The 17,194-nt window shown below is 33.7% G+C and carries 15 protein-coding genes; 5 read left to right on the forward strand and 10 right to left on the reverse strand.

The features are described from left to right. Positions 1-16: 16 nt before the first annotated feature. From ACYSNM_RS06035 to nhaC, 3 genes are all read left to right on the forward strand, one after another. Positions 17-835: a 5'-nucleotidase, lipoprotein e(P4) family gene (locus ACYSNM_RS06035; protein WP_461756065.1), complete on the forward strand. Its 819-nt coding sequence runs from the start codon at positions 17-19 to the stop codon at positions 833-835. 33 nt (positions 836-868) lie between these two features. Then, a complete protein-coding gene (locus ACYSNM_RS06040) occupies positions 869-1,687 on the forward strand; it encodes a hypothetical protein (RefSeq protein ID WP_461756066.1) in 819 nt (272 codons plus the stop codon). Between the two features lie 417 nt (positions 1,688-2,104). After that, positions 2,105-3,577: a Na+/H+ antiporter NhaC gene (gene nhaC / locus ACYSNM_RS06045; protein ID WP_461756067.1), complete on the forward strand. Its 1,473-nt coding sequence runs from the start codon at positions 2,105-2,107 to the stop codon at positions 3,575-3,577. A gap of 365 nt (positions 3,578-3,942) precedes the next feature. Here nhaC and guaB read toward each other — a convergent pair whose 3' ends face one another. The 4 genes from guaB to ACYSNM_RS06065 form a co-directional block, all read right to left on the reverse strand. Then, positions 3,943-5,415 carry an IMP dehydrogenase gene (gene guaB, locus ACYSNM_RS06050; protein WP_461754179.1) on the reverse strand — a complete coding sequence of 491 codons (1,473 nt, stop codon included), beginning with the start codon at positions 5,413-5,415 and terminating at the stop codon, positions 3,943-3,945. Positions 5,416-5,472: 57 nt separating this feature from the next. Continuing rightward, the gene (locus ACYSNM_RS06055; RefSeq protein WP_461756068.1) at positions 5,473-6,339 is read right to left on the reverse strand and encodes a hydroxymethylglutaryl-CoA lyase; all 867 of its coding nucleotides are present in this window, start codon (positions 6,337-6,339) and stop codon (positions 5,473-5,475) included. Positions 6,340-6,495: 156 nt separating this feature from the next. Next, positions 6,496-7,125: a LysE family translocator gene (locus ACYSNM_RS06060; RefSeq protein WP_461756069.1), complete on the reverse strand. Its 630-nt coding sequence runs from the start codon at positions 7,123-7,125 to the stop codon at positions 6,496-6,498. A gap of 2 nt (positions 7,126-7,127) precedes the next feature. Next, positions 7,128-8,150, reverse strand: coding sequence for a quinone-dependent dihydroorotate dehydrogenase (locus ACYSNM_RS06065; RefSeq protein ID WP_461756070.1), 1,023 nt, complete (start codon positions 8,148-8,150; stop codon positions 7,128-7,130). Between the two features lie 225 nt (positions 8,151-8,375). Between ACYSNM_RS06065 and ACYSNM_RS06070 the strand changes: the two genes are divergently transcribed. After that, positions 8,376-11,216, forward strand: a complete 2,841-nt coding sequence (locus ACYSNM_RS06070) for an FAD-binding and (Fe-S)-binding domain-containing protein (protein WP_461756071.1) — start codon at positions 8,376-8,378, stop codon at positions 11,214-11,216. A gap of 156 nt (positions 11,217-11,372) precedes the next feature. On the opposite strand, the gene ACYSNM_RS06075 is transcribed toward ACYSNM_RS06070, so the two are convergent. From ACYSNM_RS06075 to mnmC2, 6 genes are all read right to left on the reverse strand, one after another. Continuing rightward, entirely contained in the window at positions 11,373-12,485 is a 1,113-nt protein-coding gene (locus tag ACYSNM_RS06075) for an ankyrin repeat domain-containing protein (RefSeq protein ID WP_461756072.1), read from the reverse strand. Between the two features lie 54 nt (positions 12,486-12,539). After that, entirely contained in the window at positions 12,540-13,019 is a 480-nt protein-coding gene (locus ACYSNM_RS06080; protein WP_461756073.1) for an SMI1/KNR4 family protein, read from the reverse strand. Between the two features lie 80 nt (positions 13,020-13,099). Further along, on the reverse strand, positions 13,100-13,429 hold the full coding sequence (locus ACYSNM_RS06085; RefSeq protein ID WP_461756074.1) for a hypothetical protein: 330 nt from the start codon (positions 13,427-13,429) through the stop codon (positions 13,100-13,102). A 180-nt stretch (positions 13,430-13,609) separates the two neighbouring features. Further along, positions 13,610-14,020 carry a DUF4377 domain-containing protein gene (locus tag ACYSNM_RS06090; RefSeq protein WP_461754189.1) on the reverse strand — a complete coding sequence of 137 codons (411 nt, stop codon included), beginning with the start codon at positions 14,018-14,020 and terminating at the stop codon, positions 13,610-13,612. A gap of 258 nt (positions 14,021-14,278) precedes the next feature. Continuing rightward, positions 14,279-14,479, reverse strand: coding sequence for a hypothetical protein (locus ACYSNM_RS06095; RefSeq protein ID WP_461756075.1), 201 nt, complete (start codon positions 14,477-14,479; stop codon positions 14,279-14,281). Positions 14,480-14,623: 144 nt separating this feature from the next. Next, positions 14,624-15,289: a tRNA (5-methylaminomethyl-2-thiouridine)(34)-methyltransferase MnmC2 gene (gene mnmC2, locus ACYSNM_RS06100; RefSeq protein WP_461756076.1), complete on the reverse strand. Its 666-nt coding sequence runs from the start codon at positions 15,287-15,289 to the stop codon at positions 14,624-14,626. 625 nt (positions 15,290-15,914) lie between these two features. Between mnmC2 and ACYSNM_RS06105 the strand changes: the two genes are divergently transcribed. Next, entirely contained in the window at positions 15,915-16,988 is a 1,074-nt protein-coding gene (locus ACYSNM_RS06105) for a branched-chain amino acid aminotransferase (protein WP_461756077.1), read from the forward strand. Positions 16,989-17,194: the final 206 nt, after the last annotated feature.

Here is a 17,194-nt window from a genome sequence, read left to right on the forward strand (position 1 = left end):
AAATTAATAAACTATCATGTTAAAAAGATCATTGCTTATTGCAAGTATTGCTTTTGTATCTTTGTACTCTTGTGCACCAGCACAGCAAAGACAACAAGTAAAACCTACTACAGAACTAAATAATATAGAACTAGAAGGAAAGCTTTACGCAGCAGTTTTTCAACAAAACGCAGCTGAATACCAAGCACTTTGCCTACAAGCCTTTAACATTGCTAGATTGCAATTAGACAATATTCTACAACAAGAGCACCAAAAACCTATTGCTATTGTAACCGATGTAGATGAAACTTTCTTAGACAACTCCCCTTACGCGGTTCAAATGGCAAGAGAAGGTAAATCCTTTAGCCAAGAATCTTGGAATAACTGGGCTGTAAAAGCAGACGCAAAACCAGTTTTAGGTAGCCTTGACTTTTTTAACTATGCTGCTTCGAAAAACGTAGAGGTATTTTATATCACCAACCGTGGAGAATTAGATAAAGAAGGAACAATCCAAAACTTAAAAAAATATAATTTCCCTTTTGCAGATAACGAGCATGTTATTGTAAGAACAGCCGAATCAAGCAAAGAGACTCGTCGTGAAAACTTAAGCAAAACACACGAAATCGTATTATTATTAGGAGATAACCTTTCAGATTTCTCGGCTGCTTTTGACAAAAAAAGCCAAGAAGAAAGATTGCAAAATGTTATTTCTAACCAAGACTTATTTGGTAAGAAATTCATTGTATTTCCAAATTCAGGATACGGAGATTGGGAAGCTGCTTTATTCAATTATCAAAAAGATCTAACTCCTTCCCAAAAAGACGCTATCTACAATCAAAGCGTTATAGGATTCTAAAAAAATAAAACTAATAATCATTATCAAATAAACATGAAAAGATTTTTTACATGCAGTCTTATTTTAACTCTATTTATGGGAGTTACAAGTTGCTCTAATAGTGATGACACTATTATTCGCCCAGAAGAAAACATTGAAGTATTTGCTGGAAGCTGGGAAACAGATGAGTTAACTTATGACATACCAGGAGTACACCAAGGTACGTTTAAATTCGTACAATTAAGTGGTAAATTTGGTGCAGAATACCCTTATAAAGAAGTGTATAAAATTACTTCTCAAGACCTAATTACTTTATCTCAGTACACTGAAGACGGAGATCTTATTAAGTCATACACAGGGAAAGTACAAGGGAAAGATATCGTTTTTGAAGGATTTGAAACAAGAACAATTACTAAAGCAAATGAAGCTCAATTTGTTATTTCTTACCCGATGACATTAATGGGAACAACAGCTAAAGTTCAAGTTACTACTTTAAAGCAAGCTGAAATGAAAGATTTCATAGGTACTTGGAAAACAGATAGACTATCTTATGATATTCCTAATGTTCACAAAGGGGAACATGCATTTTCAGACATGCCACCGGCATCAGATCCAAATCGTATTATTGAAGAGCAAATCACTATTGCTTTAGATAGTAAAACAGATGGATTAATTGCTACTTTAGTTCAAATTACAGCAAAAGGAGACAAGCTTGACCCTATTGTTTCTCCAATTAGCGAACACTTAACAGTGGAGTTTGGAGATTCTGTAAGAACCTTTATTACTACAGACAGAAGTACTTTATATTCTACATATAAATTCACTCTTTTTGGAACAACTGCAAATGCAGAAGTTTCTTATATAAAATTATAGTTCTACAGAATTTATATAGTTTCAAAACGCCTCCATATTATATGGGGGCGTTTTTTATTTCCCCCTATCCCCTTTTTTAAAAGTCTACATATGCTTTTACTTACCAATACAAATTAGAAATATTAGTATGCTGAAATCTCTAATTAAAAGTAAAGCACCCTATATAAAAATCCCTTGCAGCCTATTACAACTCCTAGTAAATTCTGGTACTATCCCCTTTTTTACAAATAGCAAATACATCACTATATATTTTATTATAAATTCACAAATTCCATCAACAAAACATATAAAAAAGACACAAAGCCCATCTATTCCCAAAAAACTACTTTTAAAAAATTAGGCGATTTTTATCAAATAAGAACATTGAGTTTACATAAAAAAACGTATATTTCTTGATTAGAATAATTCTTTTTTATTATGCAGACATCCGCACCAAAGAAAATTACCCTTTTACAGGCGTTAATTCCCATGGTCTTTTTAATTAGCCTTTTAGGTTTTAATGTTTTTATATACCAAGCTGAGTCATTACGTGGTAGCAATCAATTTATATTACTCCTTGCTGGTTTACTAGCCATCTTTATAGGATTATACAATAGAGTACCATATGACAAAATGCTTAATAAAGTAAGTAAAAACGTTAAAGACACTACTATGGCGATCTTTATTCTACTTTTAGTAGGAAGTTTGTCTGGAACATGGCTTTTATCTGGAGTAATTCCAACGATGATCTATTATGGATTACAGGTTTTAAACCCTCATGTATTTTTGCCATGTTGTGTAATAATTTGTTCAATCATCTCGGTTTCTACAGGAAGTTCATGGACTACCTCAGCAACAGTGGGAATTGCACTAATTGGAATTGGAAATACTATGGGTATTAACCCAGCTATTAGTGCAGGTGCTATTATCTCAGGAGCTTACTTTGGAGATAAGCTATCCCCTTTATCTGATACAACCAATTTAGCTGCTGCATTAGCTGGAACAGATCTTTTCACACATATTCGCTATATGATGTATACTACCGTCCCTACTTATGTAGTAACTCTTATAGCCTTTGTAATTATTAGTTTTAACATAGAGGCTTCCACTAGCATTGATATTAGCGAAACCTTAGGAGCTATTGAACAAACATTTAATATCTCTCCTTGGCTGTTTTTAGTACCAGTGATGGTAATTTGCTGTATTTTATTTAAGGTAAAACCAATTATGGCTTTACTTATTGGTACAATCTTAGGAGCTATTTTCGCTTTAATCTTCCAACCAGAGTTAGTTGGTTTAGTTGGTGGAGCTCAAGGAGTAGGTGATTTAGATATCATTACAGGATATAAAGGCCTTATGAATGCCATTACCACAGATATAGAAATTATTTCTCCAATGGAGAGTCTAAATAGCTTATTCAAAGCAGGTGGTATGAAAAGTATGCTAAACACAGTTTGGCTTATTTTATGTGCTATGTTCTTTGGTGGTATTATGGAATCTATTGGAGCTTTAAAGAAAGTAACTAAATCTTTACTAATATTTGCAAAGAGCACTTTTGGACTTTTTGCCAGTACAGTAACAAGTTGTATAGCAGTAAACATTACAGCCTCTGAGCAGTACTTATCTATCGTTATTCCAGGTAAAATGTTTGCCAAAGAATACCAAAAAAGAGGTCTTGCGCCGGAGAATTTAAGTAGAACACTAGAAGATGGAGGAACAGTAACCTCTGTACTTATTCCATGGACTACTTGTGGAGCTTATCACGCAGGTGTACTAGGAGTGGAAACTCTTGCTTATTTACCTTATGCTTTCTTTAATTTAATTAGCCCAATTATGACCTTATTATTTGTGGCTTTCTCCATTAAGATCAGACGTATTTTTACTCCAAATAAAGAACAACAACTTTCTTAGTAAAATAAACATTAATAAAAATGGGGCTATTTCAAATGAAATAGCCCCGTTTATATTTTATACAAGATAGCTACCTACCTATTACAAAGCATTGAAGTACTTAAACATCGTTCTTGCTTAAAGGTAGCTGTTATACTTACTTCAACAAAAAAAGGTAATAAGAGCATTTAGTTGTTTTATATTTTTTGTACAAATAAATGTATTTTCCTTACACTCCTCCTTAGGCTGAATAGTTTTACTTTTGATTCCATATATAAAGTAAACACCAAATAAAACGCCCTTATATATCATTTATATAAGGGCGTTTTCTATACTATAGCTTTTTTACTTAGCATTTTGAATTGCTTGTAAAGAGCTTCCAATTATTATCTAGAGTAATTTGGCGCTGATTTAGTAATAGTAATGTTATGAGGGTGACTCTCTCCAATACCTGAAGCTGTTAATTGTACAAAACGTGCAACTTCTTGTAGTGTTGGAATATCTTTAGCTCCACAGTATCCCATACCTGCTCTTAAACCACCGATGAATTGTAACATACTCTCGTTTAATTCACCTTTGTAAGCTACTCTTCCTTCGATACCTTCTGGAACTAATTTCTTCACATCATCTTCCACATCTTGGAAGTAACGATCTTTAGAACCTTGCTTCATTGCTGCAACAGACCCCATTCCACGGTAAGCTTTGAATTTTCTTCCTTCAAAGATAATTGTTTCTCCTGGAGATTCTTTTGTACCAGCTAACATAGAACCAAGCATTACACAGTCCGCACCAGCTCCAATAGCCTTAGGGATATCTCCTGTGTAACGAAGACCACCATCACCAATAACAGGAACACCTGTTCCTTTTAAAGCAGCAGCAACTTCCATAATAGCAGAGAATTGAGGGAATCCTACTCCTGCAACAACTCTTGTTGTACAGATAGAACCTGGTCCAATTCCAACTTTTACAGCATCTGCACCGTTTTCAACTAAGAATAAAGCAGCCTCTGGAGTAGCGATGTTTCCAACCACTACGTCGATTTCAGGGAAAGCAGCTTTTACTTGTTTTAAAACACCAACAACTCCTTGAGTATGTCCGTGAGCTGTATCGATAATTAAAGCATCTACTCCAGCCTTTACTAAAGCTTCTGCTCTATCTACTGCATCTGCAGTAACTCCTAAAGCAGCTGCTACACGTAAACGACCAAATTTATCTTTATTAGCGTTAGGTTTTAAAGTTAGTTTTGTGATATCGCGGAAAGTAATTAATCCTACTAATTTATAATCTACATCTACCACTGGTAGTTTTTCGATTTTATTTTGTTGAAGGATTTCTTCTGCTTGTGGTAAAGTTGTACCTTGTTTTGCAGTTACTAAGTTTTCCTTAGTCATTACCTCTGTAATAGGTCTTGAGAATACTTTCTCAAAACGCATATCTCTATTGGTAATAATACCTTTTAAAACACCATTTTCATCCACAATTGGAATACCTCCAATGTTATACTCAGCCATTGCTTGTTTAGCATCACCAACAGTTGCAGTTAGAGGAAGAGTAACAGGATCCAAAATCATACCTGATTCTGCTCTTTTTACTTTTCTAACCTCTTTGGCTTGCTGCTCTGTAGTCATGTTCTTGTGGATCACTCCGATTCCACCTTCTCTTGCCATAGCAATAGCCATATCGCTTTCCGTTACTGTATCCATAGCTGCAGATACAATAGGAACGTTTAATGTTATGTTTCTTGAAAAATTAGTTTTTAAACTTACCTCGCGTGGTAATACTTCTGAATAGTTAGGAACTAATAGAACGTCATCGTAAGTTAGTCCTTGACCGATGATTTTAGCTGTGTGTGCTTTCATGTGCAATTGTAGTTGAATTGCACGCAAATTTAGCTTTTTTAAATCAATTAAAAAAATCTAGTGGTAAAAATTAAATATTTTTAACGCCTCGTTGTAAGAACTCTCGAAAGACATTGCATTTAAATTGGTATCTACCTTATTTGCAGTAAAGTAACTCAAAAGCTTTTCTGTAGGCATATTTCCTATTAATTCATCTTTAGCCATTGGGCAACCTCCATAACCTTTTATAGCACCGTCAAAACGAATACAGCCCGCTTTAAAAGCAGCGTCTACTTTCTCAAACCAAGTATCTTTTGCAGTATGTAAATGCGCTCCAAACTCTATGGTAGGGTAAGCTGGAATTAAAGCAGAGTATAAATAATCTATTACCTCAGGGGTAGAAGAGCCAATTGTATCGGATAAAGAAATAATTTCCACACCCATTTGAGCTAAACGCTCTGTCCACATACCAACAATATCTACATTCCATGGGTCTCCATAAGGATTTCCGAATCCCATAGATAAGTAAGCCACTACTTTTTTATTGTTCTTAGCGGCAATATTCAATATTTCCTGTAGACTTATTAAAGAATCTGCAATAGTTTTATGGGTGTTTCTCATTTGAAAGTTCTCCGAAATAGAAAATGGGAAACCCAAATATTCTATCTCTTTATGCATAGCTGCCATTTCAGCCCCTCTAGTGTTAGCAATAATAGCTAGGAGTTTACTTTGGGTTCTACTTAGATCCAATCCTTGTAAAACTTCTTGAGTATCTTGCATTTGAGGAATAGCTTTTGGCGAAACAAAACTACCAAAATCAATACTATCATACCCTACCCTAAGTAAGGATTGAATATATTGAATCTTCAAAGAAGTTGGAATAAACATTTTAATGCCTTGCATAGCATCGCGAGGGCATTCTATAATTTTAACTTTTGCTTGCATACTCCCAAATATAAAGGAATTATAGGGAATTTACCAAACGTAAAAAAAATAATTTTCTCCTACTTTTTTTAAGTGTATTGTCCCATAAAAAAACAGGTTTCTCAAAGAATTACTTCCTTAAAAAAACCTGTTTTAAAATATTGTATTAGTATCCTTCTATAATAAACTAAACCAAAGATATATTCCTAAAAAACCAAATAGTAAAATTTGCACCCATTTTATGATAGTAGTAAAAAGTTTACTAGTAGTAATAAAGGTTGCAAAATACCCTGCAATAGTACAGATTAACCCGAAGACCACAAGTGCTTGTCCAATAAAGATAAGTCCTAAAATAAAAACTTGCTCCTTTATACTGTAAATGCTATCGGTGACCAAAAACCCAGGAAAAAGACCAAGAAAGAACATCATTACTTTAGGATTTAGGACATTCATCCAAAATCCCTTTTGTACAAATCCGAAAAAGCCCACTTTCTGGGTAGAACTACTCTCAATGGTAATACTACTCTTATCTCTAAAAATAGCTACACAGAGCCACAATAAATAAGCTCCACCTAAGAACTTTACAATACTGAAAGCCAAAGTAGAGGAAACAATCAAGCTTGAAATACCAAAGGCGAATAAACTTAGATGCACTACTAGCCCACATAAAAGCCCTGCAACGATGGCATAACCTGATTTACGCCCATGGGTAACGGTTTGAGAAATAACAAATAAAACATCCGGTCCTGGACTAATGGCCAATAACACACTTGTTATTAGAAAACCATAGAGGATATGATCTGGCATTACTATTTCTTAGAAGCTAAGATTCGTTGGTTGATTTGTTTAATTAAAGCTGGTCCTTCATAGATAAATCCACTATAAAGCTGGATTAAACTAGCGCCTGCTTCTAACTTGTCTATAGCATCTTGAGCACTGTGAATACCTCCTACCCCAATAATAGGGAAAGCTTTATTACTTTTCTCAGATAAAAAGCGAATTACCTCGGTACTTCTCTGCGTTAAAGGTCTTCCACTTAATCCTCCCATTTGCTCCTTATTAGAAGACATTAAATTATCTCTTGAAATAGTAGTATTAGTAGCAATTACACCTGCAATTTTTGTCTGTGTTACAATCTCAATAATATCCATTAATTGCTCATTAGTTAAATCCGGAGCTATTTTAAGTAAGATTGGCTTAGGGTTGCTTTTAGCGTTATTTTTAACTTGAAGTGCATTTAATAAAGCCATTAACGGCTCTTTATCTTGTAAAGCTCTTAAATTAGGAGTATTTGGAGAACTTACATTTACCACAAAATAATCTACATAATCAAATAAAGCATCAAAACAGTAATTGTAATCTAAAATAGCATCCTCATTAGGAGTATTCTTATTCTTACCAATATTACCACCAATTAAAGTACCTTTATTTTTTCTAAGTCTCTCAACAGCCTGTTCTACTCCACCGTTATTGAACCCCATACGGTTAATTAAACCTTGGTCCTCTCTTAAACGAAAAAGTCTAGGTAGTTCATTTCCTGGCTGTCCCTTTGGAGTTAAAGTTCCGATTTCTATAAATCCAAAACCGAAATTCTCCAATTCACTGTATAATTTTGCATCTTTATCCAAACCTGCTGCAAGTCCAACAGGATTTTTAAATTTCAATCCGAAAACCTCTGTTTCTAGTCTTGGATCATTAATTTGACAATTTGCTCTAATCAATGCAGATACACCTGGTATTTTATTTAATATTTTTAAACTATTAAAGGTAAAATGGTGTACTTTCTCTGGATCAAATTTAAAAAGTATCGGTCTAATTAAGCTTTTATACATTCTGTATCTAATTTGTTGCGTGTTAATTTGGTTGCAAAGGTAATACTTTTAGCCTTAGTTTTAAAAGGGGATATTTAGGTTTTAGCAAATTACACTAAGGCTTAGACAATTATCAGAATAAAAATACAAATAGCAGATAAAAAACATTTTCTTACAATAAAAACACCCAAAAACATTGGGCTTTCACAATTTTCTTTAGTAAATTGCATCTTTAAATCAATAGCTATGACAAAATACGCTTATAGAGAGTTTGTCCAAAAATTATCCCTTAAAATAACTAAATCCCAAATTATCACAAACCCCTTACAACTACTAGCTTACGGTAGTGATGCGAGCTTTTATCGCCTTACTCCTAAGGTGGTTGTTTTCGTTAAAAACGAGGCCCAAGTAAGGGAATGTTTACTGCTAGCTAATAAATTAAAATTAGCTGTTTGCTTTCGCGCAGCAGGAACTAGCCTATCGGGACAAGGTATAACGGACTCTATCTTAATAGTAGCAACTAGCCATTGGCAAGAATACGAGGTTTTAAATGAAGGATTACAAATTAAACTTCAACCCGGAATTAGAGGTATAAAAGCAAACCAGCTTTTAAAACAATACGGCAGAAAGATTGGACCAGATCCAGCTTCTTTAAACACAGCAATGATTGGTGGAATTGCTGCCAATAATGCAAGTGGTATGTGCTGTGGTATTTCACAAAACTCCTATAATACTATTAAAGATATCCGTATAGTATTACAAGATGGGACTGTGCTTGATACTAGCGATAACCAAAGCGTAGAGGATTTTTTAAAATCCAAATCTACTTTGGTAGAGAAGATCAAGACCCTACACCAAAGTATACATGCAGATCCATTACTAAAGCAAACCATTGAAAATAAATTCAAGATAAAAAATACTATAGGATACAGTATTAATGCTTTTATTGACTATCACGATCCTATTGAAATTATCAAACATCTGATGATTGGCTCGGAAGGTACTTTGGGTTTTATCAGTAATATCACCTACAATACAGTGGAGAATTACGAATTTAAATCCTGTAGCCTAGTGGTTTTTTCTGACATAGAACAAGCCGCTTTAGCTGTACCTATCTTAAAGCAAACTCCGGTAATGGCCGTGGAGTTAATGGACAGAAATAGTATCACTACTATTGAAGATGACCCATTAGCGCCTTCATTTTTTAAAGACTTACCTGAGCAAACTTGTGTTCTTTTAATAGAAACTCAGGCCCATAGTGAAGAGCAATTAATTCAAAATCAACTTTTAATCACAAAAGCCCTTGAAAGGGTAACTACTCTAGCGCCTTTTAGCTTTACAAGTGATCCTGTTTTATATGCTTTTTATTGGAAAGCAAGAAAAGGTCTTTTGCCAAGTGTAGGAGCCCTAAGAGAAGCTGGAACAACTTGCATTATAGAAGATGTAGCCTTTAAAGTAGAGGATTTAGCCAAAGGAGCTATAGCTCTTCAAGAATTATTTAAAGACTTACACTATTACGATGCAGTTTTATTTGGACATGCCTTACAGGGAAATTTACACCTTGTATTCTCTCAAGATTTCTCCAATGAACTTCAAGTAAGAAGATATGGCATGCTAATGCAAGGCTTAAGTGATATCGTAGTCAACCAATTTGGTGGATCATTAAAAGCAGAACATGGAACTGGTAGAAATATGGCCCCTTTTGTAGAAATGGAATGGGGAGAAAAGGCCTATAGTATTATCAAAGAAATCAAGGCGATATTCGACCCGGTTAATTTACTTAACCCAGGGGTGATTATTAATAATAATCCCAAAGTTCACTTACAAGATTTAAAACCATGTGAGGCAACAAGCCCAATTATCGATAGTTGTATAGAATGTGGATTTTGCGAACCCAACTGCGTTTCTCATAATTTAACTCTATCCCCTAGACAAAGGATTGTAGTGGCTAGAGAAATTCAACGCTTAAAAAACAGAAAAGTAGATTCTAAAGAATTAGACAACTTAAAGAAATACAGAGAATACTATGTAGACCAAACTTGTGCTATAGATGGACTATGTTCTCTTGCATGCCCTGTTTCCATTGATACAGGTGAATACGTAAAGAGCTTCCGTGAGAAAAAGATTCCTTCCAAGGAAAAACTAGACGTTACCTTTACTCCTATTAATCTAGCTGCCTTAACAGCTCGAGCTAGAATTGGATTAAAGGCTTTAAGCATGATTCAAACTATAATAGGCAATAAAAACATGCTTAATCTCTCTACTCGTTTTAGAAGATTATCTAATAACACCTTGCCACAATGGAACCCAGCAATGCCAGGTGCTTGTAAAACAAAACTTAAAAAAATAGAACCACATGCCACTACAAAAAAGCAAGTAGTCTATTTTGCCTCATGTATTAACCGAACTATGGGGAAATCCAAGGATTATCCAAGTGAAGACAAAGACCTTGTACAAACTACTTTAAATATATTAGAGAGAGCCGGATATGATGTTATCCTACCTGCTGATATTAACTATCTATGCTGCGGAATGCCTTTTGCTAGCAAAGGATATGCACAAAAAGGAGCGCAATTCACCGAGGCCTTAGAGGATGCTTTAAATATTGTTTCTCACTATGGAGAGATTCCTATCTTATTTGATATGAGTCCTTGCTTCCATCATTTTACCCAACAAGAATTTGATCATAATTTACAGATTTATGACCCCATCACCTTTATGCTAGAAAAGGTAATGCCGGTTTTACCTATTACTAAATCCTTGGAACAAATTGACATATTCGCAGTTTGCTCGGTTAAAAAGGATAATTTAGAAGGCAAACTGATAGAACTTGCTAATTTATGCAGCACCAATGTAAATGTACTAGAGAGTAATTGTTGTGGATTTGCTGGAGACAAAGGGTTCTTTTTCCCAGAACTTAACCAATTTGGAACCAAAGACCTTAAAGAGCAAATTACCCAAAACACCCAAGGGTGCTTTACAACAAGTAGATCTTGTGAAATTGGACTATCTAACCATACACAGGAAAATTTCAAATCAGTCTTTTATCTTGTAGACCAGGTAACCCAAAGCTCTAGCCCGTTTTAAAATAAGATACCTTAATAAATATAAAAGCCCTTTACTTTTTAAGTAAAGGGCTTTTATATATTAAAATCATTATTATATACTACTATTAGCCTTTTTTTAAATCGGAAATAGCGGCCAATCTACAACTATTACCCCCTATCAATAAAATAACTGCTATTATTTCTTACCATTAATAGGCAGAGTAAGTTTTTGCCAACCACTATTTCTAGAAGCTTCTACAGATAATTTACTATACCCAGATTTGGTAGATTTTACAGGAATTAATGTCAATAATTTCACAGTATCCTGCGTATTATCTCCTATACTCTGCGGCATATCAACACTCTTTTTACTCTTCCAGGAAACATCAATAATAAAAAATCCTGCAATTATATCTTCCCACTGCAGATCACTAAAGCTAGGATTTGTCTTTAATAAATAATCCCCTTCCTTTACAACTAATCCATTTTGAATTAGTTCTATGACCCTACTGATAAACAATATTGGAAATTGATTAGCAGCATCTTGATCGTAAAAGTTCCAATATTGAGGCAATACGATAAATAACTCTATCCTTGGAATACATACATCATATAGCCCATACGTAAATAACATTCTATTATTTCTATTATTTACAGGCACTAATTTTAACTGTACCTTGCCTATTGCAAGGGGCGTAGGAATATTAAATGGTAAAATACGATCAAACTTTAAAGATAAATGCTCTAAGATTCCACTAGCTTTATCCTCTATCCAATCTGGCAGGGTAAAGTGACTCTTAGCTCCAGCTTTAATTAAAAGCTCTTCAATATCTTTTTTACCTCTACCTTTTGCTTCATCTAAAGGTAAGTACCCCGTTCTTAAGTGCATTCTATTTACATCTGCTCCATGGTCGATTAAGGTTTTTGCTATCTCATAATTCCCTGACATCACTGTACTCATTAAGGGAGAAATCAAATCCGTAGTGTTACCATCTACTTTTGCCCCATTTTCGAGTAACCACAAAACGCAGTCCATTTTATTTTCTTGCCCAGCATACCCCAAGACTGTTTTATATTTAGTTAAGGATTGATCTAAAGGAATCTTAGATACCTCACTAATGAAAACTAGTGTTTCTAAATCACCATACACAACTGCGTATTCTAAAGCAGAATCATAAACAGAAACATACTCTTCAAAAAAAGAAGGATTCTCTTGCAACAACTTCTCAATCTCGCTAAACTTTTTCTGGTCTAAAAGAGCTTCAAAGCTCCTAATTATCTCTCTATCCATCATGGCTAGTCTTTCCAAATTACACGAATATTCTTCTTCTTTGACACTTAATCAAACATCTAAAACTACTGTTTACAATCCAAGCTCCCAGTTCTGTAGATAACTACAAAAATCTTCAAAGCTAGGGGCTACAGGTAGTAATCCTTCCATTAAATCATATTCATGATAAAATACCTTTACAACACCCGTTTTAAGATCCATCCAAATGGTATTTCCACAACCATCATCTGCAAATGGAATATGCGTTTGACTTAAGGCAAAGATCTCTGGATTTTCACCTTCCTTAATACTCTGCAAATCAATTATATTGGCTAAAGTAAGAAAGAACTCCACTTCAATTTTATCCCAACTACCTTTTTCAATAGGGTAAAATTCACTCCTAAAGATCATTGCGCCTCTTGGAAATTGAATCCCATCATAGATTCGATATACATCCATAAAACTATCTACACCTGTAGCAGAGCAGCCCTTTAGCACATCTAAAATATCAGGTTCCGATAAGGAAGAATCTTTACCAATAAACAATAACTCTTTATTTTTAAATAGTTTCATTCTAATGCAAAATTTAAGTACAGTACTCATTATAAGGCCGCCTTTATATTCTTATTAAAAAAGTGGAGCTAGCAAGGTTTTTATTTTAGGTAAACATCCTCTTGAGGAGCCTTGGGATTATATAGTATAACTATTTGCTCCCCTACTTCTAAAGAGGCACTTATTTGCTTTCTATACATTGTAAGTGTCGTTCCATCAGGCAAAGAGACTAGTAAATCATAACTACTTTGCTTACTGCCATATTTTGTAATTCGAGGGGGGTAAACTTTTTCAACTACAGCATTTGCCTGACTGTAAGTACTTAATTTTTGAGTCAGCTCACTTTGGTTAGTTCTATAGTCAAATAAAGTAATAGCCGCTGAGAAAAGCACGCAACAACCAATAGCAATAATTATATATTTTTTATTCATTCCTTATAAGGTGTTAATTCTTTTTGCACTATCACAAGCTAGCTTATCTTGGCAGTATAGCAAAAATTAGGTAAAGCTAAAGTACAAAAAGTCATAAAAAACAAAACTCATTACCCAGAGGAAATTAGAAAATATCCTATAGATAATGAGCTTTATGGAATATAAACGATTTTGGAAATATTATTTCTTTTCCTTTGATATCTGATTTACCAAAATAATACGTAAACTAGAAGCATCCATTGGAGCATTTTCAACTTGCTCTGAACGAACCTCTAATTTATACTCATATCCTGGTTCATAAGTAAAACCTTCAATAGAAGAATACATCATTTCCCAAGGAGCATCTTCACTTTGTTTTACTTGCATACATTTTTGTGGAGCTACTCCAACACAGTCGGCTAATTCACTAGCTACAAACAAAGTAAATAAATCTTGTAATTCTTCTTGAGGAAGATTCTCTAAAGCTGCATTATACTGTTCTTCTGCAGTAGTTTGTATACTGTGATTTTCTTTACTTTTATCCGATTTACAACTGGCAAATAAAAAAATACCAATACTCATAAATGCAATAACTCCAAATTTTCTCAACATATATATTATTATTAAGGGTGTTTAATAATCTATTATTCTCTCTAAAGGCGTTAAATCCTAAGGATTGAATAATCAAATATCGTGCATATTTTTGAATTAGCACACCTGTGCAAATAAAAATCACTCACCACTTTAGAAGTATCTTTACCAATAAACAGCAAAACGACCTACTTTGCTAATACTTTAAACAACTTATATGTTTAAATACTACATAAAAAACATTACTTTTTTTAAAAAATAAAGCAATTAATGATTGTATTAATTAGCTAAAAGTACAAGGGATCGTTGTAATTCGGGTTTACCTTCTACAAACTGTACTACCCAACTGTATAAGTTTTCCAATTCATGGGGTAATAAATAATGGGTTGCTTTGCTTAATTCTTTATGAAACAAATGTGGATCAAAACTAACTCTTTGTAAAACCACTTTAGTCAAACAAAACATCTCGGAACTTTTCATAATAGGCTATATTTTTTTATAGTGTATCAAATATAATCATTTTTAACAAAAAAACACAATTCATTATTTTTTTTGTTAAAATCAAAATAATGAATAAAAATATAACGATATTAGAACCAGTAATATCATATACCCTAAGAAAAATTACTTATAAGCAACTATCATCTCTCTTTTACCTGGAGGGCCAGCCACTTTTTCTACTCTAAAGCCAGCACTTTGCATATTTCTTTTAATAACTCCTCTACAGGCATAAGTAGTTAATATACCTCCTGGTTTTAAAGATTGGAACATTTTTTCAAAAATAACCTGACTCCATAACTCGGGTTGATAAGGGTATCCAAAAACATCAAAGTAAATCAAATCAAAGGTGTTTGGCTCTAGGATTTGCTCTTCAAAGGTATTGTGCATTTTAAGTAAAGAGAAAAAAGAACTAATCTGCTCTTTAGTGCCCCATTTACTTTGGTGCAACAGATCAAAGATTTTTTGATCCTCTTCTATAGAAGGAATCTCCCTATAATTTAATGCTCTTAATTCTTCTGTAGATATTGGAAATCCTTCTATGGAGCTATACTCTATAGTACTACCCCATTCTTTGGCCTGTAAATAAGTTAAAAACGTATTTAAGCCAGTACCAAATCCCATTTCTAAGATAGCTATATCTTTTTGGTCTTTAAAATGGTGTAAGCCATTATCTAGATAAACATGTTTAGCCTCTTGGACTGCTCCATGTACAGAGTGATAAGATTCTCCCCAGTCGTTAAGGGATATACTACTAGAACCATCTTCGGTAATGATTACTGTGCGCTTCATGGTATTTTCTATTTTAAAAAAAAAGACAGCTACTCTTCCTTAAGCTTGCCTTTGTAGATTCACAATGTAGCCTTAGTATATAATTAAAGGTATGCCCCCTTTAAAATAAGGCTAGAGTTTAAAGCTCAAAAATACTAATAATCCATCAAAACAACTCCATTCTGCCTTTGTAAGTAAAACCTAAGGCTATCCCTTTTAATAAATCTGCTAAATTTTTCTATAGCGAAAGGCTATTTTATTCTACCTTTATAATCATTCTGTGCATGGATTAGCAGAAAAGGCTCCTTTTAAGGCCTCGAATTTGAAAAAAAACGGCAACTATCAGGGTATAAAATTACTTTAATAGGTTTTTTATTATTTAAAAATTCGTTAATTTTAACCGAGATTCACCACCTTGAAAAGAACCTATTAATTGACGTTTTTCTTTAGTAAAGCACACTACTAAAGAATAATAGCAATAAAGCTTGTTAAGATTTGAAATTAGCTATAAAAACATATACTTATTAGAGATTCAATAATTAGCCACACAGAACAGGTGTTTTTTTTGATAAATTTGTAATATCTCTATTTATTTGATACATTGCAAGCTAATAAGACATACGAAAATTAAAAAATACTATAAATAATGAGTACAATAACTGCTAAAGATTTCTCTATTCAAAAAGCGGAGTCATCTAAAATTGGAAACGTTGACTTTGCCAATGTTTCTTTTGGAACACAATTCACTGACCATATGTTAGTTTGTCACTATAAAGATGGAAAATGGGGACAAGTAGAAATCAAACCTTACGGACCAATGTCTTTTGAACCTTCTATCAATGTTTTCCACTATGGACAAGCTATTTTTGAAGGAATGAAAGCATATAAAGATGACCAAGATAAAGTATGGTTATTCCGTCCAGAAGAAAACTGGAAACGTTTCAATAAATCTGCTGAGCGTTTAGCTATGCCTCATATTGACCAAACACGTTTCGTAGATGGTTTAAAATCATTATTACAATTAGACCAAGCTTGGGTACAAAAAGGAGATGGAAATGCTTTATATATCCGTCCTTTCATGGTAGGTACTCACGCAGGAGTTGTTGCAGGACCTTCTTCTGAATTCATGTTCTGTATCATCTTATCTCCAGTGCGCACTTACTACTCAGGAAAAGTAAAAGTACAAATTGCTGAATACTATAGCCGCGCTGCAAATGGTGGTGTTGGATCAACTAAATGTTCAGGAAACTACGCTGGACAATTCTACCCAACAAAACTTGCTCAAGAAGCAGGATACCAACAAGTTATTTGGACAGATGATGCTACGCATACTAAATTAGAAGAAGCAGGTACAATGAACCTTTTCTTCCGTATTGCTGATACTATCTACACTGCTCCTACTAGCGAAAGAATCTTAGATGGTGTTACAAGAAAGAGTTTAATTGACATTGCTAATTCTCAAGGAATTAAAGTAGAGGTTAAATCTATTGTGGTACAAGATTTATTAGATGCTCATGCTAAAGGAGAATTAAAAGAAATTTTTGGTTCAGGAACAGCTGTGACTGTAGGACAAATCGAAGGATTTGCTTATAAAGATAACTACTATGCTTTACCAGAGATGAAAGATGAAGATTCTTATGCATTAAAATTAAAATCTATACTTCAAGGTATTCAACAAAAACATATTGAAGATACTTTTGGATGGACTCAAACTATCTAAAATTGCTTTAAAAACAGTAGAAAAAACAAACGGCAGAACTTTTCTGCCGTTTTTTGTATCTTAATCTTAAAGGTTTTACTTACTTTTGCTAAAATTAAAAAAACATGTTTACACCTGGACAAATTAAGTTCTCTATCTTTTTTATTGTTGTTTTTGTTATCGTACTTATTATAGTATATAGAAAAGACCTCAAACTACACCGTGTT

It is taken from the genome of Myroides sp. LJL116, assembly GCF_054871685.1.

Excerpts from the sequence above, each read along its gene's own strand:
- ACYSNM_RS06095 (WP_461756075.1), bottom strand. The coding sequence starts at position 14,479 with ATGAAAAGTTCCGAGATGTTTTGTTTGACTAAAGTGGTTTTACAAAGA.
- ACYSNM_RS06065 (WP_461756070.1), bottom strand. The coding sequence starts at position 8,150 with ATGTATAAAAGCTTAATTAGACCGATACTTTTTAAATTTGATCCAGAG.
- ACYSNM_RS06085 (WP_461756074.1), bottom strand. The coding sequence starts at position 13,429 with ATGAATAAAAAATATATAATTATTGCTATTGGTTGTTGCGTGCTTTTC.
- nhaC (WP_461756067.1), top strand. The coding sequence starts at position 2,105 with ATGCAGACATCCGCACCAAAGAAAATTACCCTTTTACAGGCGTTAATT.
- ACYSNM_RS06060 (WP_461756069.1), bottom strand. The coding sequence starts at position 7,125 with ATGCCAGATCATATCCTCTATGGTTTTCTAATAACAAGTGTGTTATTG.
- ACYSNM_RS06080 (WP_461756073.1), bottom strand. The coding sequence starts at position 13,019 with ATGAAACTATTTAAAAATAAAGAGTTATTGTTTATTGGTAAAGATTCT.
- ACYSNM_RS06040 (WP_461756066.1), top strand. The coding sequence starts at position 869 with ATGAAAAGATTTTTTACATGCAGTCTTATTTTAACTCTATTTATGGGA.
- ACYSNM_RS06035 (WP_461756065.1), top strand. The coding sequence starts at position 17 with ATGTTAAAAAGATCATTGCTTATTGCAAGTATTGCTTTTGTATCTTTG.
- ACYSNM_RS06070 (WP_461756071.1), top strand. The coding sequence starts at position 8,376 with ATGACAAAATACGCTTATAGAGAGTTTGTCCAAAAATTATCCCTTAAA.
- ACYSNM_RS06090 (WP_461754189.1), bottom strand. The coding sequence starts at position 14,020 with ATGTTGAGAAAATTTGGAGTTATTGCATTTATGAGTATTGGTATTTTT.
- ACYSNM_RS06055 (WP_461756068.1), bottom strand. The coding sequence starts at position 6,339 with ATGCAAGCAAAAGTTAAAATTATAGAATGCCCTCGCGATGCTATGCAA.
- ACYSNM_RS06105 (WP_461756077.1), top strand. The coding sequence starts at position 15,915 with ATGAGTACAATAACTGCTAAAGATTTCTCTATTCAAAAAGCGGAGTCA.
- guaB (WP_461754179.1), bottom strand. The coding sequence starts at position 5,415 with ATGAAAGCACACACAGCTAAAATCATCGGTCAAGGACTAACTTACGAT.
- mnmC2 (WP_461756076.1), bottom strand. The coding sequence starts at position 15,289 with ATGAAGCGCACAGTAATCATTACCGAAGATGGTTCTAGTAGTATATCC.